General features: G+C 61.2%; 22 protein-coding genes and 1 other RNA gene. 3 read left to right on the top strand and 20 right to left on the bottom strand.

The features are described from left to right. Positions 1-46: 46 nt before the first annotated feature. From ftsA to rnpB, 16 genes are all read right to left on the bottom strand, one after another. Positions 47-1,477 carry a cell division protein FtsA gene (ftsA, locus tag ASN_RS02460; protein ID WP_035380417.1) on the bottom strand — a complete coding sequence of 477 codons (1,431 nt, stop codon included), beginning with the start codon at positions 1,475-1,477 and terminating at the stop codon, positions 47-49. After that, positions 1,474-2,412, bottom strand: coding sequence for a cell division protein FtsQ/DivIB (locus ASN_RS02455; protein ID WP_006558224.1), 939 nt, complete (start codon positions 2,410-2,412; stop codon positions 1,474-1,476). The genes ftsA and ASN_RS02455 overlap by 4 nt, the downstream gene beginning before the upstream one ends. Further along, complete coding sequence (locus tag ASN_RS02450) at positions 2,412-3,350, bottom strand: D-alanine--D-alanine ligase (RefSeq protein ID WP_058987102.1); 939 nt, start codon at positions 3,348-3,350, stop codon at positions 2,412-2,414. Before ASN_RS02450 ends, ASN_RS02455 begins: the two co-directional genes overlap by 1 nt. Then, positions 3,347-4,285, bottom strand: coding sequence for a UDP-N-acetylmuramate dehydrogenase (murB, locus tag ASN_RS02445; RefSeq protein ID WP_058987101.1), 939 nt, complete (start codon positions 4,283-4,285; stop codon positions 3,347-3,349). The genes ASN_RS02450 and murB overlap by 4 nt, the downstream gene beginning before the upstream one ends. Beyond that, the gene (gene murC, locus ASN_RS02440) at positions 4,282-5,715 is read right to left on the bottom strand and encodes a UDP-N-acetylmuramate--L-alanine ligase (protein ID WP_006558221.1); all 1,434 of its coding nucleotides are present in this window, start codon (positions 5,713-5,715) and stop codon (positions 4,282-4,284) included. The genes murB and murC overlap by 4 nt, the downstream gene beginning before the upstream one ends. Then, positions 5,712-6,860, bottom strand: a complete 1,149-nt coding sequence (gene murG, locus ASN_RS02435; RefSeq protein ID WP_058989071.1) for an undecaprenyldiphospho-muramoylpentapeptide beta-N-acetylglucosaminyltransferase — start codon at positions 6,858-6,860, stop codon at positions 5,712-5,714. Before murG ends, murC begins: the two co-directional genes overlap by 4 nt. Continuing rightward, a complete protein-coding gene (locus ASN_RS02430; protein ID WP_006558219.1) occupies positions 6,857-8,023 on the bottom strand; it encodes an FtsW/RodA/SpoVE family cell cycle protein in 1,167 nt (388 codons plus the stop codon). The genes murG and ASN_RS02430 overlap by 4 nt, the downstream gene beginning before the upstream one ends. After that, positions 8,023-9,450: a UDP-N-acetylmuramoyl-L-alanine--D-glutamate ligase gene (murD, locus tag ASN_RS02425; protein ID WP_058987100.1), complete on the bottom strand. Its 1,428-nt coding sequence runs from the start codon at positions 9,448-9,450 to the stop codon at positions 8,023-8,025. Before murD ends, ASN_RS02430 begins: the two co-directional genes overlap by 1 nt. Next, positions 9,447-10,541 (bottom strand): phospho-N-acetylmuramoyl-pentapeptide-transferase, encoded by a 1,095-nt coding sequence (gene mraY, locus ASN_RS02420; RefSeq protein WP_006558217.1) that lies wholly within the window; start codon positions 10,539-10,541, stop codon positions 9,447-9,449. The genes murD and mraY overlap by 4 nt, the downstream gene beginning before the upstream one ends. Position 10,542: 1 nt before the next feature. After that, positions 10,543-11,934 carry a UDP-N-acetylmuramoyl-tripeptide--D-alanyl-D-alanine ligase gene (locus ASN_RS02415; protein ID WP_058987099.1) on the bottom strand — a complete coding sequence of 464 codons (1,392 nt, stop codon included), beginning with the start codon at positions 11,932-11,934 and terminating at the stop codon, positions 10,543-10,545. Further along, a complete protein-coding gene (locus ASN_RS02410) occupies positions 11,931-13,478 on the bottom strand; it encodes a UDP-N-acetylmuramoyl-L-alanyl-D-glutamate--2,6-diaminopimelate ligase (RefSeq protein WP_099048277.1) in 1,548 nt (515 codons plus the stop codon). The genes ASN_RS02415 and ASN_RS02410 overlap by 4 nt, the downstream gene beginning before the upstream one ends. Further along, the gene (locus tag ASN_RS02405) at positions 13,475-15,538 is read right to left on the bottom strand and encodes a peptidoglycan D,D-transpeptidase FtsI family protein (RefSeq protein ID WP_035380406.1); all 2,064 of its coding nucleotides are present in this window, start codon (positions 15,536-15,538) and stop codon (positions 13,475-13,477) included. The genes ASN_RS02410 and ASN_RS02405 overlap by 4 nt, the downstream gene beginning before the upstream one ends. A gap of 36 nt (positions 15,539-15,574) precedes the next feature. Further along, on the bottom strand, positions 15,575-16,561 hold the full coding sequence (gene ftsL / locus ASN_RS02400; RefSeq protein WP_058987098.1) for a cell division protein FtsL: 987 nt from the start codon (positions 16,559-16,561) through the stop codon (positions 15,575-15,577). Further along, a complete protein-coding gene (gene rsmH, locus ASN_RS02395) occupies positions 16,558-17,574 on the bottom strand; it encodes a 16S rRNA (cytosine(1402)-N(4))-methyltransferase RsmH (protein WP_058987097.1) in 1,017 nt (338 codons plus the stop codon). The genes ftsL and rsmH overlap by 4 nt, the downstream gene beginning before the upstream one ends. Beyond that, the gene (gene mraZ, locus ASN_RS02390) at positions 17,571-18,044 is read right to left on the bottom strand and encodes a division/cell wall cluster transcriptional repressor MraZ (RefSeq protein WP_035380402.1); all 474 of its coding nucleotides are present in this window, start codon (positions 18,042-18,044) and stop codon (positions 17,571-17,573) included. The genes rsmH and mraZ overlap by 4 nt, the downstream gene beginning before the upstream one ends. Before the next feature lie 312 nt (positions 18,045-18,356). Continuing rightward, an RNA gene (gene rnpB / locus ASN_RS17895) (RNase P RNA component class A) lies at positions 18,357-18,768 on the bottom strand. A gap of 77 nt (positions 18,769-18,845) precedes the next feature. Here rnpB and ASN_RS02385 point away from each other — a divergent pair. Further along, entirely contained in the window at positions 18,846-19,961 is a 1,116-nt protein-coding gene (locus ASN_RS02385) for an alpha/beta hydrolase (RefSeq protein ID WP_197603323.1), read from the top strand. Positions 19,962-20,116: 155 nt separating this feature from the next. On the opposite strand, the gene ASN_RS02380 is transcribed toward ASN_RS02385, so the two are convergent. Next, on the bottom strand, positions 20,117-20,566 hold the full coding sequence (locus ASN_RS02380) for a hypothetical protein (RefSeq protein ID WP_045542797.1): 450 nt from the start codon (positions 20,564-20,566) through the stop codon (positions 20,117-20,119). Continuing rightward, complete coding sequence (gene zwf / locus ASN_RS02375) at positions 20,563-22,035, bottom strand: glucose-6-phosphate dehydrogenase (RefSeq protein ID WP_006559172.1); 1,473 nt, start codon at positions 22,033-22,035, stop codon at positions 20,563-20,565. The genes ASN_RS02380 and zwf overlap by 4 nt, the downstream gene beginning before the upstream one ends. A gap of 259 nt (positions 22,036-22,294) precedes the next feature. Here zwf and ASN_RS02370 point away from each other — a divergent pair, with 259 nt between their 5' ends. Further along, positions 22,295-22,567 carry a DUF2312 domain-containing protein gene (locus tag ASN_RS02370; protein ID WP_006559171.1) on the top strand — a complete coding sequence of 91 codons (273 nt, stop codon included), beginning with the start codon at positions 22,295-22,297 and terminating at the stop codon, positions 22,565-22,567. Positions 22,568-22,653: 86 nt separating this feature from the next. Continuing rightward, positions 22,654-23,319: a hypothetical protein gene (locus tag ASN_RS02365; protein WP_058989068.1), complete on the top strand. Its 666-nt coding sequence runs from the start codon at positions 22,654-22,656 to the stop codon at positions 23,317-23,319. A 40-nt stretch (positions 23,320-23,359) separates the two neighbouring features. On the opposite strand, the gene proB is transcribed toward ASN_RS02365, so the two are convergent. Next, entirely contained in the window at positions 23,360-24,490 is a 1,131-nt protein-coding gene (gene proB / locus ASN_RS02360) for a glutamate 5-kinase (protein ID WP_006559169.1), read from the bottom strand. Between the two features lie 186 nt (positions 24,491-24,676). Further along, positions 24,677-25,699 carry a GTPase ObgE gene (gene obgE, locus ASN_RS02355; protein WP_035380397.1) on the bottom strand — a complete coding sequence of 341 codons (1,023 nt, stop codon included), beginning with the start codon at positions 25,697-25,699 and terminating at the stop codon, positions 24,677-24,679. Positions 25,700-25,760: the final 61 nt, after the last annotated feature.

The following is a 25,760-nucleotide window of genomic DNA, read 5'->3' as shown; positions in this document are numbered from 1 at the left end:
TTTGAAGGGCGGTGTGACGTGATGAGTCAATATTCTTTTAAGTATATCAAACTCTCTCACGAATAAAAGCGACGAGTTTTTGCAAAAAGCCAGATGGCGGGGCTTCCCTGAACTCCACATCGCCAAACGGACGTTCGGCGCTGGCAGCCCAGGACAGCAGGCCCGCTGCGGTGGCGAACCCTGCCGCCGCTGCGGTTTTTTCGGGCAGGCCCAGAATATGCTTGGGCCGTCCCAGCCGGACAGACCGGGTAAAGGCGGGTCCATGCCGGCCCTTGGCGGCGGGTGAACCCAGAATACGTTCTGCAAGGGGGCGCATGCCATCAAGAAGTGAGGCCCCGCCGGTCAACACAATGCGACCACTGGCGGCATTGCCCAACCCTGCGCCATCCAGTTTCTCCCGCACCAGTTCAAGCGTTTCTTCCATCCGGGGACGGATGATCCGGCCTAACTGAGCACGGGAAATCTGTTCAAACTGCGGCACATCATTGCCCAGCAGTTCAACGGTCAGCAGTTCATCTTCAACATCAGAGGCCAGATCCGCGCTGCCATACACCGTTTTAAGGCGCTCGGCATTCTCCAGTGACGTGCTCAGCCCCCGTGCAATATCGCGTGTGACATGCAGGCCGCCTACGCCAATCTGTGCGGTGTGCAGAATCTGACCTTCTCCAAACACGGCCAGAGACGTTGTGCCACCACCCATCTCAATAACCGTCGTGCCAAGTTCACGTTCGTCGGCATCCAGCACGGACAGGCCGGACGCCATGGGAGAAGAAACGAGCGCTTCCAGCTTCAGTTCCGCCCGGCTGAGCACTGTTTCCAGATTCAGCAGCGCTGTGGAGGCGGCATCAATAATATGCAGACGGGCCTTGAGGGTTTCACACAGATGGCCCCGTGGGTCTGCCACGTTCTCCGTATCATCCACCGTGAAATCAATGGGCAGGGTGTGCACAACATCCCGCCCTTCCACCGTGGCCTGCACGCGGCCTTCCGTCACCACGCGGCGGATGTCCGCTTCAGTCACCACACGTCCGCCCACAGGCCAGCGCACATTGAACAGGCGGCTGGCCGGGTGCCCGCAGGAGAGGTTGACCACCACGCGGTCTATGGTGCGTTCGGCCATCATTTCGGCCTGCCCAACCGTGGCACGGATGGCGGTTTCCGCCTTGTGCAGATCTGTAATGGCCCCGTTGCGGATGCCATCAGACCGTCGCCAGCCGCAGCCAACCACCCGCAGGCCGCCATTGATCTCCCCGCGCCCGATCAGGCACGTGATCTTGGTGGACCCGATATCCAGTACGGCAGAATATCCGCTGCGCCAGGTGCGCGGGCGTTTGTTGGCCTCGGAAGGGGGCAGCGGCAGGATGGTTTCATCCCCGCTCATCCGCAGGCTGGAAGACGAGGAGGCAGGAGTCCCTTTCTTGCGCGGGCGGCCACCGAGGGAAAAATTGGGAGAAGAAGAGCGTGAGCGGTCGTTCATGTGGGGTTTCCCGGCGGGGGGGCTGAGGCGTGAGAGGAGCCACCCTGGGCGGAGTTCTGTTGTGCGGCATGACCGGGGGTGGTGTCCGGCCCGGCCTTGCCGGAGGAGTCTGGTTGCGGGGCCGCCTCTGGCGGTTTTTCCCGAATGGTCAGCCGGTCTGGCAGGCGCATGTCAATCAGCACCACCGGGCGATCAAGCAGGTGCGTGGTGGCGTGCAGCTTGGCCAGACGGTGAATGGCCGGAACCTCTTCCCCTTCAGGCAGCAGCACGGTTGCGCCGTCTTTCAGTGTCAGGTTCCAGCGGCGGTTGCTCACGCGCACGGCCGCAACCATGCGGGAGCGTACGTCCGGCTCCTGTGCCAGTGCATCAATCAGGGCGGCGGCGGGTTCATTCGCACCGTCACCCACGACCAGCGGCAGTTTGGTGAAGGCTTCTGCATCCTTGCCGGTCATGCCCTGATCCGGCACCTTGTTGCCTTGGCGGTCTATCAGTTCAAAATGCCCTTTGTGCTGCCATACGGCAAACGGCGGGCGCTCCGTAATATGGACGTCAATCTCGCCAGACAGATGCCGTTCCACCACAACATGATCAATAAAGGGCAGGGCGTTCAGCCTGTCCCGCGCGTCCGTTACACTGAAGTTCAGCACCGGTTCGCCCACGGAAACGCCCAGCGCCTTGCGGATGGTGTCTTCACTGGTCAGTTGCGCGCCATCAATCTTGATACTGGTGACGCGCAGCGGCGCCTTGTTCAGCAGTTTGTCGCGCAGGGGGGCAAGTTGTTCCCGCGTGCCCGGCAGTTGCAGGTACAGATATCCCGCCCCCCCAAGTGCGCCCAGCACCAGAAGCCCGGCCAAAGGCCGCAGCAGCCGCTTTTGCCGCCGGGCGAACAGGCCAAGGCGTGACGGACGATCAGAAGGGGAAGGCGGGGTTCTCATCAGCGGCGAAGTGCCTCTTCAACCAGCCAGCCGCACAGTTCCGGGTAACTGATGCCACAATAAGCCGCCTGTTCTGGCAGCAGGGATGTTTCCGTCATGCCGGGCTGGGTGTTCACTTCCAGCAGCACAACCCGCGCCGGGCCGCTGCCGGTGTCATCCAGCCGGAAATCAGAGCGGGACGCGCCTGAACATCCCAGCGCCTGATGTGCGGCCACGGCAATGGCACACGCCTGTTCCGCCACCGCCGGGTCTATTTGTGCTGGCAGCGTGTGGGAAGAACCGCCCGCTTTGTATTTGGCGTCATAATCATAGAAATCATGCCCCTTGCCGGGGGTGGGGGTGATATCCGTGACTGTCAGGGCGCGGTCTCCCAGAACGCCAACGGTGATTTCACGGCCCGGAATGAATTCTTCCACCAGGGCATGCGGGCCATAACGCCAGCTTTGCACAATGCTTTCCCGAATGTTGGAGCCCTTGCGCACAATCGACACCCCAACGGAAGACCCTTCGCTTACGGGTTTGACCACATACGGGGCGGGCAGCGGGTCTGCGGCTTCCAGTTCTTCAATGGCAATCACCTTGCCTTCCGCCACGGGCAGCCCGGCGGCGAGGAACACGGCGCGGGCGGCGGCCTTGTCCATAGCGGTGGCAGAGGCGCGCACGCCGGAATGGGTGTAGGGCAGGCCCATCCATTCCAGCACGCCCTGAATACATCCGTCTTCCCCTAGGCGACCATGCAGGGCGTTGAACACAACATCCGGTTTCTGGGCAGTCAGATCATTAACAAGCGCAGCCAGATCCGCCCCGGCATCCAGTTCCGTTACGGTATGGCCCAAAGTGCGCAGGGCAGCGGTAATCCCCTTGCCCGATGCCAGACTGACATCACGTTCGGAGGAGATACCCCCCATCAGAACCGTCACACGTTTAGGGTTGCTCATGCCGGGGTTCCTGCCTTGCCAATGCGTTTGATTTCCCAATGCAGTGTGACACCCGCGTTCTGGGCCACACGCTTGCGCACTTCTTCCCCCAGCGCCTCAAGATCCGCCGCAGTGGCGGAGCCGGTATTGATCAGGAAGTTGCAATGTTTTTCGCTTACCTGCGCGCCGCCCAAAGTCAGGCCACGGCATCCGGCAGCGTCAATCAGTTCCCACGCCTTGCGGGGGGACACATCCGGGTCCGGGTTGCGAAAGGTGGAACCACCCGTTCTGGCCCTTACAGGCTGTGACTGCTCACGCGCGGCCCGGACATCCGCAATGCGGGCGGAAACATCGGCAGGGTTGGCAGGGGTGCCTCGCAGGCGCGCGCGCGTAACAAACGCCCCCTCCGGCAGGCCTGAGCGGCGGTAGCCAAAATTCAGCGCGCCGGCTTCCAAAGTAACAATGCTGCCATCCCGCGTAACAATTTCAGCCCAGTCCAGCACCGTGGCGATGTCCGAACCATAAGCGCCCGCGTTCATGCGCACAGCACCACCAATGGAGCCGGGGATACCGGCCAGAAACTCCAGCCCAGCCAGCCCTGCCTGTGCGGCGTGTTCTGCTACGATGGCGTCCAGGCACGCGGCCCCCACCACCAGACCATCGTCTTCCACCACAACATCGGCAAAGCCGCGTGCCAGACGTACCACAATGCCATCCAGCCCGCCATCCCGGATGATCACGTTGGAGCATGCCCCCAGCGCCGTGACGGGCAGTTCTGGCGAGAGCTTCTGCATGACGGCAGCCAGATCCTGCGTGTCCGCAGGTTGGAACAGCCATTCCGCTGCGCCACCCACACGGAACCACGTGCGGGGCCCCAACGGAGCCTGAGGCGTGACCCGCCCCCGTGCGCCATCAAACGCCTGTTGCACCAGATCTGTCATGGTGACGGCACTCATGCCGCGCGTCCGCCTTTGGCCGTAGCCTGTAGCGCGGCAAGCTGTGCGGGCAGCGCCTGCGCCCAGTTGGTGATGGTGCCTGCACCAAGGCACACAACATAATCACCGGGTTTGGCGATGGCGTTTACCATTTCCGCCAGATGGTCCGGGCTGGAGAGCGGCACTACGGAACGATGGCCGCGTTCACGCAGCCCTTCAATCAGCACGTCACGGTCAACGCCTTCAATCGGGTTTTCCCCGGCAGCGTAGATGTCGGCCACAATCACGGTGTCCGCATCATTCATGCAGGTGCAGAAATCAGAGAACAGCATTTGCAGGCGGGAGTAACGGTGCGGCTGCATGACGGCAATCACGCGGTTGGCCCCGGCCTGCCGTGCAGCTTTGAGCACGGCGGCAATTTCAACAGGGTGGTGGCCGTAATCATCAATCACGGTAATGCCACCGGCTTCACCCGTGCGGGTAAAGCGGCGCTTGACCCCCCGGAAGGAGGCCAGACCGGAGCGGATAACGTCATCGCTGATATCCATTTCCGTTGCCACGGCAATGGCGGCCAGCGCGTTCTGCACGTTGTGAGAACCCAGCATGGGCAGGCGGAAGGGGCCAGCCTTGCGGGTGCGGCGGGTGACGCGGTCCGTCAGGGTGACTTCAAACGTTGCGCCCATTTTATCGGTGATCAGTTTTTCAGCGCGCACATCAGCCTGTGGGGAGAACCCGTAGGTGACAATCCGATGGTCGGACAGGCGCGGGATCATCTGCTGCACGGCCGGGTGATCAATGCACAGAACGGCAAACCCATAGAACGGCACGTTGGAGACAAACTGGTCATACGCCGCTTCCATGGCCTCGGCAGAACCCCAGTGGTCCAGATGTTCCGGGTCCATGTTGGTCACAACGGAAATAACGGAGGGCAGACGCAGGAAGGAGCCATCGCTCTCATCCGCTTCGGCCACCATCCAGTCCCCTTTGCCCATGCGGGTGTTGGTGCCGTAGGCTTCAATAATCCCGCCATTGATCACGGTGGGGTCAAGCTGTGCGGCTTCCAGCACGGCTGCTACCAGACTGGTGGTGGTGGTTTTGCCATGTGTGCCACCAATGGCCACGGACCAGCGCAGGCGCATGAGTTCGGCCAGCATTTCCGCACGCCGCACAACGGGAATAAGGCGGCTGCGGGCGGCCACCACTTCCGGGTTGTCCCGGCTTACGGCGGTGGAGATCACAACCACCTGCGCATCACCCAGATTGGCGGCGTCATGCCCGATGGCGATGGGAATACCCGCTGCGCGCAGGCGTTTGACATTGCCGTTTTCCGCAATGTCCGATCCCTGCACGGAATAGCCGAGCATGGAGAGCACTTCTGCAATGCCGGACATGCCAATGCCGCCAATACCGACAAAATGGATGGTTCCAATGGAAAGGGGCAGGGCTCTCATGCGCTGAACTCCGTCTGGCTGGGTGGTGTCGGATAGGCGGGCGAGGGGGAAAGGTGCAAGCATTCTTCTACAACATCGGCCAGACGGGTGGCGGCGTCCGGTCGGGCGAGAGAGGCTGCGGCGGCCGCAGCCCGCGCCAGCTCTTCCGGAGCCGTGAACAAATCGCCCAGCCGGGAGGCCAGGGCGGCGGGGGTGAAATCCGGCTGGCGGATCATCCATCCGGCGCCAGCGGTGGTGATGGCGCGGGCGTTTTCTGTCTGCTCATCACTGGCGGCAATGGGCAGCGGTACCAGAATGGAAGGGCGGCCAGCGGTGGTCAGTTCCGCAACGGAAGACCCACCGGCACGACCAATCACCAGATGCGCGCTCTGCAACAGGGCGGGCACATCGTTCAGGAAGGGCTCAACCCGCGCCTGAATACCCAGATCAGCATAGGCCTTGCGCACTTCATCCAGATCGGCCTTGCGGGCCTGTTGGGTTACACGCAGGCGGGCGCGAATGGTATCGGGCAGTTTGCCAAGGGCTGCGGGCACAACCTGCGCGAACACCGTGGCGCCCAGAGAACCACCCCATACCAGCAGGTTCAGTGTCTCGCCCGGTGGCACAAAACCTTCGCCTGCCAGCGCGGCAATGGCGGGGCGCACCGGCATGCCGGTAAAGGCGGTGTGGGCCCCCATGGGCAGCTTGGCGACGGAGGGGTAGGACGTGGCGATCACATCCGCAAAGCGGGAAAGCACGGCATTGGCCTTGCCCAGAACGGCATTGCCTTCATGAATGATCAGCGCCGGATGCTTGCGGCCCAGCAGGCGTGCGCCCAGCAGCGGCGGCACGGACGGATAGCCGCCAAACCCCACAACGGCATCCGGCTGGATCGTGCGCAGGATGGAACGCGCCTGCCACGCACTGGCCAGCAGGGTTGTGCCGGCCTTCAGCGCCCGGATGGGGCCACGGCCAGCCACCCCTGCACCCCGCAGCACATATTGCGGGCAGGAGGCAAACACGCCCTCGGTCCGCTTGCCGGCGCGTTCGTCCGTCATCAACACCAGATGGTGGCCGCGTTCGGCCAGCGCATCGGCCAGCGCCTCAGCCGGAAAGAAGTGTCCACCGGTCCCTCCGGCGGCAATGACGATAGTGCGTGTGCTCATGCGGGCCGCCATTGTCTGAGAGTGGTCATGAAGCCGTTTCCGATCTGAGTGCGGCTGCCGGGCTGGTGCCGCGTAAGCGCCAGCACCATGCCAACCGCCAGAGCGATGGACATGGCGGAGGAGCCACCATAGGAGATGAAAGGCAGCGTCATGCCCTTGGTGGGGATAAGATGCAAGGTTGAAGCCATGTTCACAAAGGCCTGAAGCCCGAAACCCGTGACCAGCCCCGTAACGGAGATGACCACAAACGGGTCATCCTCACGGATCAGCCGCAGCAGGGTACGCACCACAATCACCCCGAACACAAGGATAATGAGCATGCAGACAATCATGCCATATTCCTCGCCCGCCACAGCAAACACGAAGTCCGCATGGGCATCGGGCAGAAGGTCTTTTACGCGGCCTTCACCGGGGCCGCGGCCGGTCAGGCCACCATTGCCAAACGCGCGCAGGGCGGTGTCAATCTGGTAGTGATCCCCCACGCCGGGGTGCATGAACCGCTCCACGCGGGAGCGCACGTGCGGGAACAGGAAGAAAGCGGAAATGCCCGCACCAATCATGCAGGCCACGCCCACGCCCACCAGCACAAGGCTCAGCCCATCCACAAAAAGCTGGGTCATGAACACGGTAGTAATAACCGTGAGCATGCCGATATCCGGCTGGGATTTCAGCAGCATGAGAATGACGCCAAACAGCGCAAACGCGATCAGCATGCCCGGAAAATATTTGGACAGCCGCCGCTGGGTAAGCAGCCAGCCCGTGACCACTGCAAAGCAGGGCTTGAGGAATTCGGAGGGCTGGAGAGACATCAGCGGCAGCGCGATCCAGCGGCGTGCGCCCTTGATCTCAATGCCGTGCACCAGTGTCAGGGCCGTGGCCCCCAGCATCAGCGCGCCCCCCAAAAGGGAGAGCCGTAGAACCGCCTTGCGCGAGAGAGTGGAAACCCCGGTTACAATCACCCCGGCAATGGCAAGGAACATCATTTGTTTGAAGATGAACATGTTGCGTGATGCACCAATGCGCACGGCAACCGCCGGGCTTGCGGCCATCATGAGGATGTAGCCAAACCCGATGAGAATGAACGCACAGATCAGCGTGGTGCGGTCAACATTGCGCCACCAGCGGCCCAGAGCGGAATCATCACTGCGGGAATAACCAGGCATCAGCCGTTCTTTCCTGTCTGCGGTGTTGTCTCGGCGCTGACCGTGCGCGCCAGTTCCTGAAAACGCAGGCCTCGGGCTTCAAAGCCCGAGAACTGGTCAAAACTGGCGCAGGCGGGGGAGAGCAGCACCACCGGGGTCTGGGTCTGCCGTGCCACGGCGTAGGCTGCCGGAACAGCGGCTTCCAGCGTGCCAACTACCGTATAGGGCGCATTATGGGCCTCTAGCGTGGCGGCCAGTTCTTCCGCATCGCGTCCAATCAGGAACGTATGCGCCATACGGGGAAAATAGGGCACGAGAGAGGCGATGCCGCCTTCCTTGGCCATGCCGCCTGCAATCCACACCAGTTTATCGTAACAGCCCAGCGCGCGGGAGGACGCATCCGCATTGGTGGCCTTGCTGTCATCGACAAACACAACGCCATCCTGCTCGGCCACAACTTTCTGGCGGTGGGGCAGGCCGGGGAAGGTACGCAGGCCCGTGGCAATCTGGTTGTCCGTGATGCCAAGGAAGGACGCCATGGCATAGGCGGCAGCCGCGTTTTCCGCATTGTGGTTGCCGGGCAGTGCGGGGCCAATGCCCGCCACTTTCCGGCCATTGTGCCATATGGCGTTGGCCTGTCCGTACACATCGCTGGGTGGGGTGACAGGCGCGCCGGAAATGGTGATGCAGCGGGCCGGACCAGCTTTCAGGCGGGCAGCGATATCGCGGCACCATTGGTCTTCCACGCCAATCACGGCCAGATCGGCTTCTGTCTGGCCTGCAAACACGCGCGTTTTGACGTGTGCATAGCCTTCCATGCCAGCGTGGCGGTCCAGATGATCGGGGGTCAGATTCAGCAGGCAGGCGGCATCAAAACGCAGGGTGTCCAGCCGTTCCAGCATGTAGGAGGACATTTCCAACACATACACGCCGTTATCGGGCAGCAGCGGCAACGCAAGGGCTGCCGGGCCAAGGTTGCCGCCAGCCGCTACGGGCACACCGGCTTCAGCCAGAATGTGGGCCAGCAATGTTGTGGTGGTGGATTTGCCGTTGGTGCCGGTAATGCCCGCAAACCGCGCCTTGCTGCCAGCACGTCGCACGGCCTGATACAGCAGTTCTGCATCGGAAAGGATAGGCACGCCCGCTTCCTTGGCCAGCAGGGCAACCGGGTGCGGCTTTGGCAGGACGTGCGGAATACCGGGGGAGAGCACAAGCCCGTCAAACCCCGTAAGTGTTTCAATCGGCGCGCAGGTTATGCGGGCGGCAACATCCGCAGGCAGATCGGCGCATTGGTGGGCCAGCGCCGTGCGTGCGGTTTCTCCATCATCCCACGCCTGCACACGGGCACCGCCCTTGGCCAGAGCCAGTACAGCAGGCACGCCGTTCCGGCCTAAACCCAGAACGGCGTAATGATGACCCGTGAAGAGCGTGGAAGGAAAAGAGTTCATCGCAGTTTCAATGTGGCGAGACCGCACATCCCCAGAATGACGGAAATAATCCAGAACCGGATCACGATCTTCGGTTCCGCCCAGCCTTTTTTCTCAAAATGGTGGTGGATGGGGGCCATCAGAAACACCCGCCGCCCAGTGCGCTTGTACCAGAACACCTGAATGACGACGGAGAGCGTTTCCACCACAAACAGGCCACCCACAATGCACAGAACCAGTTCATGCTTGATGGCCACGGCCAGTGCGCCCAGCGCGCCGCCCAGAGAGAGCGAGCCTGTATCACCCATGAATACGGAGGCAGGCGGGGCGTTGAACCACAGAAAGCCCAGCCCGGCCCCGACCAGAGCGGCGCAGAAAACCGCCAGTTCCCCAGTGCCCGGCACGGCATGCACCTGCAGGTAATCCGCAAATACATGGTTGCCCACCACGTAGGAGAGAATGCCAAACACCATGGCGGCAATCACCACTGGCACAATGGCCAGCCCGTCCAGCCCATCCGTGAAGTTCACGGCGTTGCCAAAACCGGTAATGGTGATCATGGCGAAGATGGGGAAGGCGAACCCCAATGGCAGCAGCAGGTCTTTTACAAACGGAAAGGCCACCATGTTGGCAAGGTCTGCTGGCATCAGGGATTGCAGCCACCAGCCACACAACAGGGAGGTTGCAAATTCACACCCTAGCCGTGTGCGTTTGGAAACGCCGTCTGTATTGCGGCGGGAGAGCTTGAGGTAATCATCCGCAAAGCCTACCGCGCCAAACGCCAGCGTGGTCAGCAGCACAGCCCACACAAACCCGTTCTGCAAATCTCCCCACACCAGTACAGACAGCGTGAGAGAGAACAGGATCAGCACACCGCCCATGGTGGGGGTGCCGGTTTTTTCCAGCAGGTGCCGCTCCGGCCCAAGGGCGCGGATGGGCTGCCCACCACGCTGGATGCGCCGCAGCATGGCAATCAGCGGTTTGCCCATCAGCAGGCTGATCACCAGCGCCGTCAGGCAGGCGCAGCCCGCGCGGAACGTGATGTAGCGTAGCAGATTGAAAAGGGGCAGATGCCCGTCATGGATGGAATTGGAGGCAAGAAGATACAGCATCTCAGGCAGGCCCCACCGCGCTCAGGGTGGTCAGCGCTGCAATCACGTCCCGCATGCGGCTGCCTAAACTCCCTTTCACCAGAACGGCGTCTCCCTTGCGCAGCGCGGCGCAGACCAGAGGAGCCAGAGTGGCGGCGTTGTCCGCCCATGCGCCCTGGTTAGCGTCAGGCAGGGCATCAAAAAGGGATTTCATGTGAGGTCCGCAGCAAAAAACAAGATCAGCAGAAGCAGCGGCTGGCTGGGCCAGTGCCGCATGTTCCGCGGTGGAAAACTCTCCCAGTTCACGGATATCGCCCAGAACGGCAATATGGCGGGAGGCAGGAAGAAGGCGCAGCACATCCAGCGTGGCGCGGATGGACGCGGCAGAGGCGTTATAGCTCTCATCCAGCAGGGTGATATCGCCCCCGGCGATGGTGGCCAGCGCGCCACGACCCTTGCCGGGACGGAAGCTGGCAAGCGCTGCTGCCGCACGGGCAACATCGGCCCCGAAGGCCGCACACACGGCAAGGGCTGTCAGCGCATTGCGGGCCAGATGCGCACCAGGCGCTTCCAGCCGCACCGGCACACTTGACTGCCCCAGATGAGCCGTAAAGCTGGAACCACCTTCTACCGCGTTCAGAGTATCCAGATGCGCAAAGCTGTCCGGCTTCAGGCCGCTGAGCCACAGGGTGGCATGGGCCTTTTGCGAGGCGGCGTGGAATATGGCCTGTCCGTGGGCATCATCCGGCACAATGGCGGTGCCACCAGCAGGCAGGGCGGTAATGATCTCCGCTTTTTCCTGCGCAATGGCGTCCAGACTGCCCATATGGCCCAGATGCGCAGACCCGATGGTGGTGATCACCGCTACATCCGGGCGCACCATGCGGGCCAGAGGCAAAATCTCACCGGGATGATTCATCCCGATTTCGCTGATGCAATAGGCAGCATCACGCGGCAGGCGGGCGAGGGTAAGTGGCACCCCCCAATGGTTGTTGTAGGAGGCCACGGCGGCATGGGTCGGGCCAAGGGCGCTCAAGGCCACGCGCAGCATGTCCTTGGTGGTGGTTTTACCCACACTGCCGGTAACGGCCACCACCTTGCCCCCAAACCGGGCGCGGGCGGCATGGCCCAAAGCCTGCAACGCTTCCTGCGTATCCGCCACAACCAGCAGGCGTGGGTCTGCAAGGCCCGTGGTGTCATGCACCATCACGGCGGCGGCCCCTTTTTCAAGGGCCATGGCGATATGGGCGTGGCCATCACTGTTATCGCCTTTCAAGGCAATAAACAGGTCTCCGGGGGCCAGCGTGCGTGTATCAATGGAGATACCGGTAATACCCGCATCGTTCTGCGGGGTTCCTGTAAACTGGCCTCCTGTTGCGGCTTCCAGTTCCTCCCGCGTCCAGAGCACACTCATGCCTGTGCCGCCGGGGCGGCGTTCGCCAGGCTTTGCCCGGCCAGCGTGCGCAGAACGTCAGCATCATCAAACGGATGAACTTCCGTGCCAATAATCTGGCCCTGCTCGTGCCCTTTACCGGCAACCACCAGCACATCCTGCGGGCCGAGCATGGCCAGCGCCTCGGCAATGGCGGCACGGCGGTCCCCAATTTCCAGAGCGTCCGGCGCACCGGCTTTAACATCGGCACGAATGGCGGCGGCATCCTCCGTGCGGGGGTTGTCATCCGTAATAATGGCAATATCCGCACCGCGTTCAGCTTCCTGCGCCATCAGGGGGCGTTTGCCCTTGTCACGGTCTCCGCCTGCACCAAACACCACAATCAGACGGCCAAGGGCGTGCGGACGCAGCGAGGCCAGAAGGCGGGCCAGTGCATCTGGCGTGTGGGCGAAATCAACATAAGCGCTGGCGCCGTTAGGCAGCACAACCGCGCGCTCCATCCGTCCGCGCACACCTTGCAACTGCGGCAGAAGGTCCACCTTCTGCATCAATGCGGCATCATCCGGTGCGGCAAGGGCTGCGGCCAGCAGGGCGTTATCCACCTGAAACCGGCCCGGCAAAGCGAGCGAGAGGGTGTGTTTCTGCCCGCCCACATCCAGCACCAGTTCCTGACCAGAGGGGAGGGGGGTGTGCGTGATCAGGCGTATTGTCTCTCCGGCCTCTCCCACCGTGCGCAGGGTGAGGTTACGGGTGCGGGCAATGGCACGCAGGGCATCAAGCGTCACGCTGTCCATGTCTGCATTGGCGGCGGCAATCCGGCCACTGGGCAGCAGGTCAGCAAACAGTTTGAGTTTGGCTTCACGGTAAGCCTCTACCGTGCCGTGATAATCCAGATGGTCACGCGTCAGGTTGGTAAAGCCTGCGGCGGAAAGATGCAGGCCATCCAGCCGGTTCTGTTCCAGCCCGTGGGAAGATGCTTCCAGCGCCACATGCTGCACACCCGCACGTGCCAACGCAGCCAAACCGTTGGCGAGTGCCACCGGGTCTGGTGTGGTGAGGGCCGGCATGGTGATGGGCGGCAGATCCACCCCCGTCAGGCCAAGCGTGCCTAACCCGGCGGCCTTCAGTCCTTGCAGTGCCCATAGCTGGCGCAGGAAATCCGCAGTGCTGGTTTTGCCGTTGGTGCCCGTAATGGCCACAAGGTTTTCTGGTTGCGGGCCCGCCAGCGCGGCCGCCATTACCGCCAGTGCGTGGCGTGGGTTTGGGGTCAATACAAGCGGGCGTTCTGGCACGTTTTCGGGCCATGTGGTGCCAGTGGGGGCCAGCACGGCAACGGCCCCTTTTTCAACGGCGCTGGCAATAAAGGCACGTCCATCGGCTTTTACACCGGGCACGGCGGCAAACAGCGTGCCGGGCATTACAGCACGGCTGTCTGCCGTAATGGCCGTTACGCTTACGTTCCCGCTCAGGGTATCAGACGGGTGGCCGTCAGACAGTCCTGTGGCGTGCAGTTCCGCGGCAGTCAGACCAGCGATATGGCGTAATGAGGACAGGGAAAGGCTCATTCGTCCATAACCTCGCTTCCGTGTTGTTTCTTCAGTTCGGCCAGCTTCTGTTTTTCAGCCGCTTTTTCTGCCTTGCGGGCGGCCTCCGCCTTGCGCGGATCACCGGGATCATTGCCCGGCCCCAGAGGCCTTACGCCACGCGGCACTGGCGGGTGCATGGGCAGCGCCATGGCGGCGTCAATTTCCGCTGCATGCGCCGTATCCGGGAAGATCTGAAGCATCGGGCCAATACGAGAGATAATTTTGGAAACAGTAGGTGCTGCGTTCCAGCCAGCCGTTGTCCATCCGTGGGTCTGCGGTGTGGGCTTGGGGCTATCCAGCATGACGTACACGGCGTAGCGCGGCGTATTCATGGGGAAAATGCCCGTAAAGGCCGAGATGTTGACGTGCTTCAGATAGCCACCATGCGGGCCGATCTTTTCTGCCGTGCCGGTTTTACCACCCACAAAATAGCCGGGAGATTCCGCCGTGCGTCCGGTGCCGCTGGTGACATCCAGCCGCAGCAGGCGACGCAACAGAGAGGAATTCTTTTCCGAGATCACGCGCGTGCCTTCCGGTGCCGGAAGAGGCTCTTCTCCAGTATCGGTTTGGGCGGTGGGCGTTTCTGCCGCCGCAGCGGGCTTGGGCTGGGCAACGGCCTGCTCAAGGGCTGCGGTCTGCACACCCTGAGCCAGCGGATTGTCAGGAGCATTGCCAGCCATGGCGGCGGCGGCATCTTCCCGTTCAAGCAGGGTGGGTTTCAGCAGAATGCCACCATTCACGGTTGCGGCGGTGCCGCGCACAATGGCCAGTGGCGGTTCTGCCATACCGTGCCCGAAGCCAACGGTCATGGTGGTGGAAATACTCCACTGGTGCGGCACCAGCGGGCGGGCGGCTTCTGGCAGTTCCACCGGCACAGGCGCAAAAAAGCCCATGTTGCGCATCCATTCCGCCTGCTTCTTGCCGCCAACATCCAGTGCGATGTGGGCCGCAGCCGGGTTGGAGGAATAAGCCATCACTTCAGGCAGCGTCAGCCACTCACTGAAATGATCGCTCTTCATGTCGGAAATCTTGAAGCGGCCCACATGGATCGGCACGGAAGAAAAGCGGTCCCAGATATGAATGGTGCCAGTTTCCAGCCCCATGGCCGCCGTTTGCAGCTTGAAAGTGGAGCCAGGCTCATACAGCCCGGTCACGGCCCGGTTGAAGCGGGCATCATTGGTGGCGTGGTTGAATTCGTTCGCGTCATAATCAGGCAGGCTGACCATGGCGACAATCTCGCCAGTGTGCACGTCCATCACAATGGCGCACGCCCCAATGGCCTGGAATGTGGTCATGGCGTTGGCCAGTTCATCCCGCACTACGGACTGCACGCGTACGTCCAGTGAAAGCCGCAGCGGGCGATGGTCAGACATCAGGCGCTTGTCAAAATAGCGCTCCACACCAGCCACGCCGTGATCATCAATATCCACCGTGCCCATGATCTGGGCCGCCATGTGGCCAAGCGGATAATGGCGGCGTTCACCCGGCTCAAAATAGATGCCGGGAATACCCAGACTGTTGATGGCCAGTTCCTGCTGGGGCGAGATGTTGCGGGCGATATAAACAAACTGCTTGGGCAGGGAGAGCCTGCGCACAGTCTCGGCTTCATCCAGATCTTTCAGAACGGATTTCAGCTTTTGTGTCACATCCTGCGGGTCAATCAGTTCCTGCGGGTTGGCGTATACCTGTGCCACCGGCAGGGAAAGGGCCAGCGTCTGGCCATTGCGGTCCACAATGGAGGCGCGATGTACCTGCGGCAGAGAGAAATCTCCCGCCAGACTGGCTTTGGGGTCGATCTTTGGAATTTCAGGAACCTGAGGCGCAATCTGGCGTTTTTCAGGTGCCATGGGGTGCAGTACGGTGGCGATGGTCAGCTTGACGGCCACAACCGCAAACAGCACGCAAAAGCCGCCTGCTACCCCCAGAAGTCTGACATGCATCTGATCCCGATGGGTCCGCGCACGAAGGTCATCACCCGTGACGCGCACAGTGCGCCCCACAGGGGAGGTGTTTTCAGGTTCGTGCGGCGGTAGGGCCATTGCGGGGGATAGACACTTTCAGACAAGAGACAAAAATTAGTTGGTGAGCGGCACCGGCGGCGGCAGGGCATCTCCCCCGCGCTCCAGCAGCGAGCCACTGCTGTAGGAGGAATTGGCCCGCGCTTCAACATAGCCAGCGGCGGGCGCTGCGGTGCGCCGCGTGCGCGTGGCGTGCCAGCTTGCCACCGTAACCGGCAGCGGATGGCGAACCTGCTGTTCGGTCTCGTTCTCCTGCGGCGCAGGTCGCGGGGTCAGAGCCGCTACATGGGCAACAGCGGGGGCCGTGCGGTGTATAGCGGGTTGTGCCGCCGGAGCAACACTGGCCACAGTCGTAACAGGCTGTGCCACCGGCGCGGCTGGACGGCTGGGTTCAGCCAGAACCGTGGGGGCGTGGCGCACGGGGGCAGGCCGCGTAACGGCGGCTACCGTACGAGCTGGTGCATCACTGGTGTCTTCATCCAGCATGTGGGGTGCTACATCATGCCGGATAACGGCGCGAATGGGCGGCCGTGCATGGGCAGGAGTAGCATCAGCCACAAGGTTAGGGGCGCGAGGCGTTTCTGCCGTATCGTCATCATTGCGGTCATGACGCGCTACAGGCTTGGCATCCGCCGTAACCACGGCAGGCGCATGCACAACCGGAGCCGTAACGGCAGGTGCTGCAACAGTGTCAGCAGAAGCCAGCGTGGCAGAGACCAGCCCAGCCCGCGGATCTTCCGCCGGACCACGCCCGGTGGAGGGCAGGTGCTTGTCCAGATCCGCCATGCGCACGAACTGTGATGGGTCCATGGGGTGAAGGCTTGCCAGATGGTGCTCGGCCAGACGGGTCAGGCGTTCAGGCTGGTTTTCCAGCGCCCATTCCGTGCGCAGCATGGCGGTCTGGGACCGCATGCGCTCCGTATCAGACACGATTTTGGAAATCTGCTGATCCAGAACCGTTGTCTGATGTTTCTTGGTGTACAGAAAGAATCCCGATGCAATGGCCAGGACAGCGCAGCAGCAAGTAAAAGGCCGGGGGATCATGGATTCAGTCCTTTGCCTGAGAAGGAAACATCAGTAGGGCGCTTTGCAACGGCACGCAGGCGTGCGCTGCGGGCACGTGGGTTGGCGGAACATTCTGCATCACCCGGGCGAACGGGTTTGCCGGTCAGCGCAACAAAGGGGGCATCATCCGCCTTTGTCATGGCTGCACGCGGGTCATAACGGGAGAAGCTCTGGCTCTTGCCGGTGGCATTGCCCAGAACACGTTTTGCAATCCGGTCTTCCAGAGAATGGAAGGACACAACAACAAGTCTGCCGCCGGGTGCCAGCAGATCAAGCGCCTGCTCCAGCCCGCGTTCAATTTCGCCAAGCTCATCATTCACGGCAATGCGCAGGCCCTGAAAGGAGCGCGTGGCGGAATCAATGCCAGAGCGGTCAGACGGCACAACCCGGCGGATCAGCCCCGCCAGTTGCGCCGTGGTGGTGAAGGGGGTTTCAACACGGTCTGCCACAATGGCGCGCGCCACGCGGCGGGCATGTCGTTCCTCACCATAGAAATGGAAAATGTCAGCCAGTTCGGCTTCACTTGCGGTATTGACCACATCCGCCGCCGTGCGCCCAGTGCGGGCCATGCGCATATCCAGCGGGCCATCCTGCTTGAAGGAAAAGCCGCGTTCGGCTTCATCCAACTGGAAGGAAGACACGCCCAGATCCAGCACAATGCCATCAAAAGCGGGGGCTTCTGCCTGCTGCGTCAAATCCTGCATGGAGCCAAAGCTGCCGTGCAGCATGTGCAGGCGCGGCTTGCCAGAGGCTTCGGCAAAGGCTTTTGCCAGAATGTTGCCGCGCACAATGGCGTCCGGATCACGGTCAATAGCCCATACGGTGCAGTCGGCCGCGTTCAGAATGGCGGTTGTGTATCCGCCACCGCCAAAGGTGCAGTCCAGAATAGCGTTGCCATCAGCCGGTTTCAGGGCTTCCAGCACTTCCGTCAGCATGACGGGAATGTGGCCGCTGGAGGCAGAGGTGGGGAGGGGCAGAGGCAGAGCGTTCATGATGCCTCGCCATCTCGAGCAGCGGGAATGCTTACGCGGCGGGAGCGCAGGCGGGCTTCTGCACGGCGCTGCTTGGCGGCTTCGGGTTCCCAGATCTGAAAAGTGCGTCCAACACCCATGAAGGCGGCATTGGCGGCTTCTGTCAGCCCGGCATGTTCACGCAGGAAATCAGGCAGAATGATACGGCCTTCGCGGTCCGGGTCCATGGGGTAGGCATCCGCGTACAGGGCTGCGGCCAGATCGTCGTGTTCGTCAGAAAACATGTCCAGCCGGTCAAGCGGTTGAGTCAGGCGGGCAAACGCGGCGGCGGGCCAGGCTTCAATGCAGGGCATGGTGTGCGATGGCCGGAGAATCACCAGAGAGTCGCCTTCAGTATGCTGGGCCTTCAGGACTGAGCGGAACCCGGCCGGAATCGAAACACGCCCCTTGGCGTCGAATCGATTTTCATGCGTGCCGAGGAACACACTCACGAGAGACGAAATCCTTCCGAGTCAGACCTTTCCGTTCACAGAACAGCGGGGAACGGTGCCGCCTCCACCACTTTCATGGTGTGGTTTGGGATAGCATGGGATTTTATGGGAAGCAAATTAAAACAACAGAAAAAACAGCAGAAAACTGCGGTTTGCAAAGTATTGTCCTAGAACTGTTTAGCAGCGGTAGATGGCCAATACTGCAAAACCGAACAAGAGATTGACATCATTTGTTCTTCAAATGTTCTCTTTTTGGGGAAGAACGTGTCAGAACACCCATGAAAGCCCATGCTTTGGGGCAGAAAAATGGAAGATGCCAGACGGCCTGTAAGCCGGGTTCTGTCCGGCCCCAAAAGGGGCGTGGACGGTCATTCCTCTGGGACCCGCCTTGCAGCGGGCCTCACGCAACCAACCCGAGCGACGGGGCGAAAGAACCCCTGAAACCCTTGCGGGTTTCTGCCGCTCCTATTCGGTCTTGCTCCCGGTGGGGTTTACCGTGCCTCCTCCGTTACCGGAGGAGCGGTGCGCTCTTACCGCACCGTTTCACCCTTACCTTCAGTGCTGTCCCACGGTTTCCCACGGGGCAGAACCCGGAAGGCGGTCTGTTTTCTGTGGCACTTTCCCTAAGGTCACCCTCGCCGGTCGTTAACCGGCACCGTTCTTCCGTGGAGCCCGGACTTTCCTCCCCCTTGCAAAGCAAGGCAGCGACCGTCCAGCCGTCTGGCGTGCGCACCCTGCTGCCAGAGCCGGACCAGGTCAAGCGAAAACACACGCTGCACCATTGCCCTTTATGAACAGGATGTGACAGCTTTGTATCTGCTGGCATGGTGCGCTCTTAAAGAGCATAAAAAGGAGAAGCAGCGTTTCATGGTGGACCCATCAGGCTTTTTGCACGCAGAGACAACGCCAGTACGGCCTGCGTTATCAGCGCGTTTGTTGCTGTGGTGGATCAGATGGCAAGCGCAACGGCGGCGTAAACATTCAGAAGCCGAGGCAACCACGCCAGACCCGTTACCCGTGCCGGAAGAAGCTGTGGAACACACGCAGGAGCAGGCGCAGGAGGCCTTTCTCAAGGCATTGCGGCAGGCCATGGATACGCCTTCCTTCCCCACGCGCCTTTCTTCCGTGCCTTTACGCAAGGTGTATGCCCTTTCCGTGCCCGGTGCTGCGGGCCTTATGCCCGCACGGCTTTATATTCCCCATGGGCGGGTGCGGGGCGCCGTGCTGTATCTTCATGGCGGCGGGTTTGTGCATTGTGGGCTGAACTCCCATCACGGCATATGCTGTCGTCTCGCGCGCAGTTCTGGCGCGGCGGTGCTGATGCCTGATTATCGTCTGGCACCGGAGCATCCCTATCCCGCCGCAGCGGATGATGCGCTGGCGGCATACCGATGGCTGGCAGATCTTTCCCGTCAATATTGGGGCGGCAAGGTGGCCGTTGCCGGAGATAGCGCGGGTGGAAATCTGGCCGCAGTGGTAGCGCAGGATGCAAAAGCGGGCCGTTGCCCCCAGCCCGCCTTGCAACTGCTGTATTACCCATCCCTATACGGGGCGGAAACGTTTCCGTCCCATGATCTGTATGCGGAAGGCTATTTTCTCTCCCGCCGCTCCATGGAATGGTATGGAGATCAGTACATCGCGCGGGAGGAGGACTGGACCTCCCCGCGTTTTGTGCCCGGCCATCAGCCTGACCTGCATGGTCTGGCCCCCGCCGTGATTATCACAGCGGAATGTGACCCCATGCGGGATGAGGGGGCGGCATATGCACAGGCGCTAACTGCGGCAGGTGTGCCCGTACAATATCTATGTTGTCGTGGCGCTGTGCATGGGTTTCTGAATTTCTATTCCCTGATGCCGCCCGGTAAGTTCGCGCTCAGACGGGGCGGCCGCGCCTTACGCAAGGCCTTTACTCCATAAACAGAAAACGGAAGGCGGGTAAGCGCGCCTTCCGTTTCCGTGTTTGGTTAATTGAGGGTGGGAGGTCACCCCGCATGGTCTTGAAGGCCGTTGGATAAAGTCCGATGGGAGAAACCGTTGTCAGACTTTATCCGCGGGATGCTTCCATGACCCTTCTATGGAAGAGGATGGAACGTGCCCGGTGAGCCTTGGTCAGACTGAATGATCCGGTTCATGCGGTCCACCTGTAACGTGAACAGCTTGGGCAGATCGCCCTTGGGGCCGGGGCATGTGCCGGAATGTTTCTGCATCACATCAATGCGGGAGGCATTGGGCGGATCATTCCCGTTCACCACAAACAGCAGGCAGTCCGGCCGATCATGAGACATGCCGTTATGGGTCACCACCACACGCAGGTGGCGCACAAGGGCGCTATCATCAAACCAGCTTTCGGGCCGGAAGGTGTAGCGGTCTGTCAGGGTGTCAATCATGCCGCTCTTGGCCAGCACAATCATCAGCACCGTAATGGGCAGAACCAGAGCCAGACGCCGCACAATGTGCTGGCGCAGGCTGCGCTTCTTCAGTGGCCCACGCGGGGGAACGGAGGGTTTGGGTTTGTCGGTCATGTCAGCATGTCCTCATGCCACATGGCTCCATCACGCGCCAGAAGGGCGCGGGTGGAAGCCGGGCCCCAGCTTCCGGCCGGGTAAGGTTCCAGCGGGGAAAGTCCCTGCCGCCATGAGGACAGAATGGGTTCCACCCATCGCCATGAGGCTTCAACTTCATCACGGCGAATAAACAGGGCGGGGTTGCCACGCACGGCATCCAGCAGCAGCCGTTCATAGGAATCCTGATATTCCATGGTGAACTGGTTTTCGTAGGAAATGTTCAGCGCTGCATTCCGCACCCGGAAGCCACCAGCCCCCGGGTCCTTGGAGGCAAGCACCAGCGAGAGGCCTTCATCCGGAGCAATGCGGATCACCAACCGGCCCGGGGACGGTGTATTGGTGAAAATGGGCCAGACCTGAGGGCGGAACTGAAGCACGATCTCGGTGGTTTTGGCCGCCATCCGCTTGCCCGTGCGCAGGTAGAACGGCGTGTTGCCCCAGCGGGAGGTGCGGATCTTGGTGCGGATGGCCACAAAGGTTTCCGTGTTGGTCGCGCGGTCATGCCCCAGATCTTCCGCGTAGCCGGGCACATCCTTGTTCTCAATACGGCCCGCAGTGTACTGGCCGCGGATAACGTTCTGGCGCACCATGTCCGGGGTCATGGGGCGCAGGGCATTCAGCACTTTCAGTTTCTCGTTGCGTAGATCATCCGCGCTGAGGGAGGCCGGATCATCCATGGCCAACATGCACAGCACCTGAAGCAGATGGTTCTGCACCATATCCCGCATGGCGCCGGATTCGTCATAATACGCACCGCGGGAGCCAACGCCGACGGTTTCAGCCGCCGTAATCTGCACATGGGCTATGGCGTCTGAACTCCACAGTTTTTCCAGTGCCGGGTTGGCAAAGCGCAGAGCCAGCAGATTCTGCACCCCTTCCTTTCCCAGATAATGGTCAATTCGGTAAATGGACTCTTCAGGGAAAAAGCGGCCCACGCCGTCATTGATCTGGGTGGCGGTTTTCAGGCTCACGCCGATCGGCTTTTCCAGCACCACACGGGTGGCGCGTGTAATCAGCTTATGCTCGGCCAGTGCTGCACACAGGGGCGCATACAGGGCCGGGGCGGTGGCCAGATAATAAACCCGCGTTCTGGCCTGATCCTTCAGGGCGTCTTTCAGTTCATCCCAGTTGCTGTCAGGCTTGGTGGCATCCAGCGCTACATACGTCACACTGCCCAGAAAACGGTCAAGAACAGTGGCGTCTTTTGCCGTATCTGGTGCAAATTCCTTTAGAGCCTGCCGCACCTGCTGGCGGAATTTGTCCGGCGTGTGGGCGGAGCGCGCAATGCAGATGATGCGGGCATCCTGTGTGAACTCTCCGGCATGGAAGCGGCGCAGGAACGCAGGCAGCAGCTTGCGCATTGTCAGATCGCCCGTGGCGCCGAAAATTATGAAGTCAAAGGGGTCAATCAGATTGACATGCGCCATGAAATTTTACTCCCGCAGGATGCGTGGGGTTCCCTTATAAACGCCGGGAACAGAAGTGGTGATGCACACTGTCGTTGTTACGAGCCCGAAGGGGAGGCGAGCAAGGGGCAGGGTTTGTCTGCAAGGCTTCCGGCTGTCAAGGCAATTGACCGCAGGCCCCGCGCGCGATAAGCCCGCCGCTTTGGTGCACAGGTCGTGCGGGCAGCATGGCTGCACGCCTGATGGCCTGAGCATGGCAAGCAAACAGGGGGACTGACGCATGGATAACGAAGGTTTTTCCGGTGGGGAAGACGCCGCTGTAGGTGGCATTGCCGCAGACCGGCTGCGTAGCATTATTGAACGGGTTGAGCGTCTGGAAGAAGAACGCAAGGCATTGGCCGGAGATATCAAGGATATCTTTACAGAAGCCAAGTCCGCCGGGTTTGATGTAAAGGTGATCAAACAGATCATCCGTCTGCGCAAGCAGGAGCCCGCAGAAATTGAGGAGCAGGAAACCCTGCTTGATATCTATCGTCGTGCATTGGGCATGTAACGGGCTGCACGGCTCCTGATGGCGTATTTCCTGATGGAAACTGCTAGGGAAACGTGCGGAAAAATGGCGCGTGGGGTCTGCTGTTTATGATGTCACTGTCTTTTCCTGACTGGATGCCACTCTGGGCGCAGCTTGTGCTCATGGCGGTGGGGATTGTGTTTGGCCTCGGCTTCCTCATGATGCCCTTTGCCGTGTTTGGCGTAAAAGGGCGTCTGGCGGAGCTTGAACTGCTTGTGCAGGAACTGCATGCAGATGTGCGGGCCATTTCCCTGCGTCTGGCATCTGTGCAGGGTGTGGAAACAGGCCGTCTGTCACGGGATATGTATGACCGGCCCCAACCACCCGGACAGGCTGTGGTGGAAGAAGTGCGTCCTCCCGAACCTGTGCGGCCTGCTGGGCCGCCGTCACCGCCGGTTCTGGGGCCGCTGCGTGCGCCGCGCGTCTCAGATGCCTATGAACCGCGGCAGGATGCGCCTCCTGCCCCGCATGTTGCCTCGGAACGTTCCTCTCCTCTGTCCACGCGCCGGATGCCGTGGCACGAACCTGTGTCTGAGCGGGAAGAAGGGCGTGCAGAACCGCAGGCGCATATCCGGCGGCGTGATCTGGCACCAGATGCCAACCAGCCACCCTATCGGCCAGATTTCTCCCGCGAGCGGGAAGATCTTCACACACCCAGACGTCATGACCCTGAAACAGGCCGCACGGAGCCGATGCTGAACTGGCCGCCGGGCAGGCCTTCCATTCAGGAATAGGGTGGCTTTAAAAAATTCCCCGGCGCTTTAGGCCGGGGTGTCAGACCATCACCAGATCATCACGATGAATGATCTCGTCACGGCCCTGCCAGCCAAGAATGCCTGCCAGTTCCGATGAGCGATGGCCCGCAATCCGCCGGGCGTCATCCGCATCGTAGGATGTCAGGCCACGGGCCAGAATGCGCCCGCTCTCGTCAATCACTACAACCAGATCGCCTTGCGTAAAGTCTCCCTTCACGCCTTTCACACCGGCAGGCAGCAGGGAGCCGCCATGGTTCAGGGCATCTGCCGCGCCCAGGTCAATCATGATCTCGCCAGCCGGGGTCAGGCTGCCTGCAATCCATTGTTTGCGGGCTGTCTGGCTACAGGTCTGCGGCAGGAACCAGGAGCAGCGGGCTCCTTCAAGCAACGCGCGCAAGGGGTGGTGTGTCTTGCCCAACGCAATGGCCATTGCGCAGCCTGAGCGTGTTGCAATGCTGGCCGCCAGCAGTTTGGTGCGCATTCCGCCCGAAGAATAGCCAGGCGGTGGTTCGCCCCCCATGGCTTCAATATCAGGCGTCAGTGTTTCAATCACTGGCAGATGGGTGGCGGTGGGGTCTGTGCGCGGGTCGGCTGTATACAGTCCATCAATGTCAGAGAGCAGAACAAGCTGGTCGGCATCCGTCATCTGTGCCACGCGGGCGGCCAGACGATCATTGTCTCCAAAGCGGATTTCAGCCGTGGCAATGGTATCGTTTTCGTTGATGACGGGTACACACCCAAGGCCCAGCAGGGTTTCCAGTGTGGCGCGAGCGTTCAGGTAGCGCTTGCGGTCTTCCGTATCTTCGGGCGTCAGCAGAAGCTGGGCGGCTGTTAAACCCTGCGCAGAAAGAGCATGGCTCCAAGCCTGCGCCAGACTGATTTGACCGACAGCCGCAGCAGCCTGTTTTTCTGCAAGACGCAGTGGTCCGTTGGTTAGCCCCAGTGTGTGGCGGGCCAACGCAATGGCGCCAGAGGAGACAACCGTAACATCCGTTCCCTGTTTTCTCAGCAGGGCGATATCTTCCGCAACACTGGCCAACCACGCCTGCCGAGGGGCGGCGTTTTCCGCATCCACCACCAGCGCGCTGCCTATTTTGACAACAAGCCGCCGCGCGGAAGAGAGGGAAGGAGGAGTGGGGCGTCCGGTCATGGAAGAATCCGTTACTGGCAGTGTGGCCTTTACCGGAGAGGGTTAAAGCATATCCCGCCCGCTGCGAGTATCCACAGGGCCGGAATATGTCCGTTTACACCCCCAAGGCGGGGGTGAAACGGTTGTGCGATGCCTTATCCTCTTCCCGTATTCTTGTGCCGGTTTTCAGGTGTTGGTCTGGGTCCGTCAGGAGGCGGCGTTTTCCGCTTCTTCCCGACGAATAAGCGTGACACGGTCCTGAATGGTCCGCAGCAGTTCCGGTACCCCTTGGCGGGAGGCGGCAGAAATCAGCATGACGGGTGCGCCACTGGCTTTTTCCAGCGCCCGGCGGCGTGCTGAAGCTTCCTGCGGGGTCATGGCATCATTCTTGTTCAGCGCAATAATTTCCGGCTTTTCAGCCAGACCGCCGCCATATTCCGTCAGTTCATGGCGAATGGTGCGCCACGCATCCACAACATTGCCCGCAGCGCCGTCAATCAGGTGCAGCAGCACGGCGCAGCGCTCCACATGACCCAGAAAGCGGTCTCCAAGGCCTGTGCCTTCATGCGCGCCTTCAATTAGCCCCGGAATATCCGCGACCACGAATTCTTCCGTCATGGAGAGGCGAACAACCCCAAGCTGCGGGTGCAGGGTGGTAAAGGGATAATCCGCAATTTTCGGGCGGGCGGCGGAGACAACAGACAGGAAGGTGGATTTGCCAGCATTGGGCATGCCCACAAGGCCCACATCCGCAATCAGCTTCAGGCGCAGCCATACCCAGCGTTCCTCACCCGGCCAGCCTTTGTCCGAGCGGCGAGGGGCGCGATTGGTGCTGGTCTTGAAGTTGGCGTTCCCAAACCCGCCATCTCCGCCACGGCACAGGGTTACGCGCTTACCAGCCTCATCCAGGTCAGCCAGCAGAGTCTCACGGTCATCATCCATGATCTGGGTGCCGATGGGCACCTTGATGATAACGGGCTGTGCTGCGGCCCCCGTGCGGTCTGACCCCGCACCGTTTCCGCCTTTGCGGGCGCGAAAATGCTGGGTGTAGCGGAAGTCGATCAGGGTGTTCAGGTTGGGCACGGCTTCAAAAATGATGTCGCCACCGCGGCCACCATTTCCACCGTCCGGTCCGCCGAACTCAATGTACTTCTCCCGGCGGAAGGCGGTTACGCCGTCTCCACCATCGCCCGAACGGACATAGATTTTTGCCTGATCAAGAAACTTCATGGGGTAAGGGTACTTTCAGTGCCAAAACAGGAAAAGGGGCCGATCCTGAGGACCGGCCCCT

The organism is Acetobacter senegalensis, assembly GCF_001499615.1.
Classification (GTDB): Bacteria; Pseudomonadota; Alphaproteobacteria; order Acetobacterales; family Acetobacteraceae; genus Acetobacter; species Acetobacter senegalensis.
The sequence above is the reverse complement of the archived record's forward strand: the minus strand, read 5'-3'. Positions and strand labels throughout refer to the sequence as shown.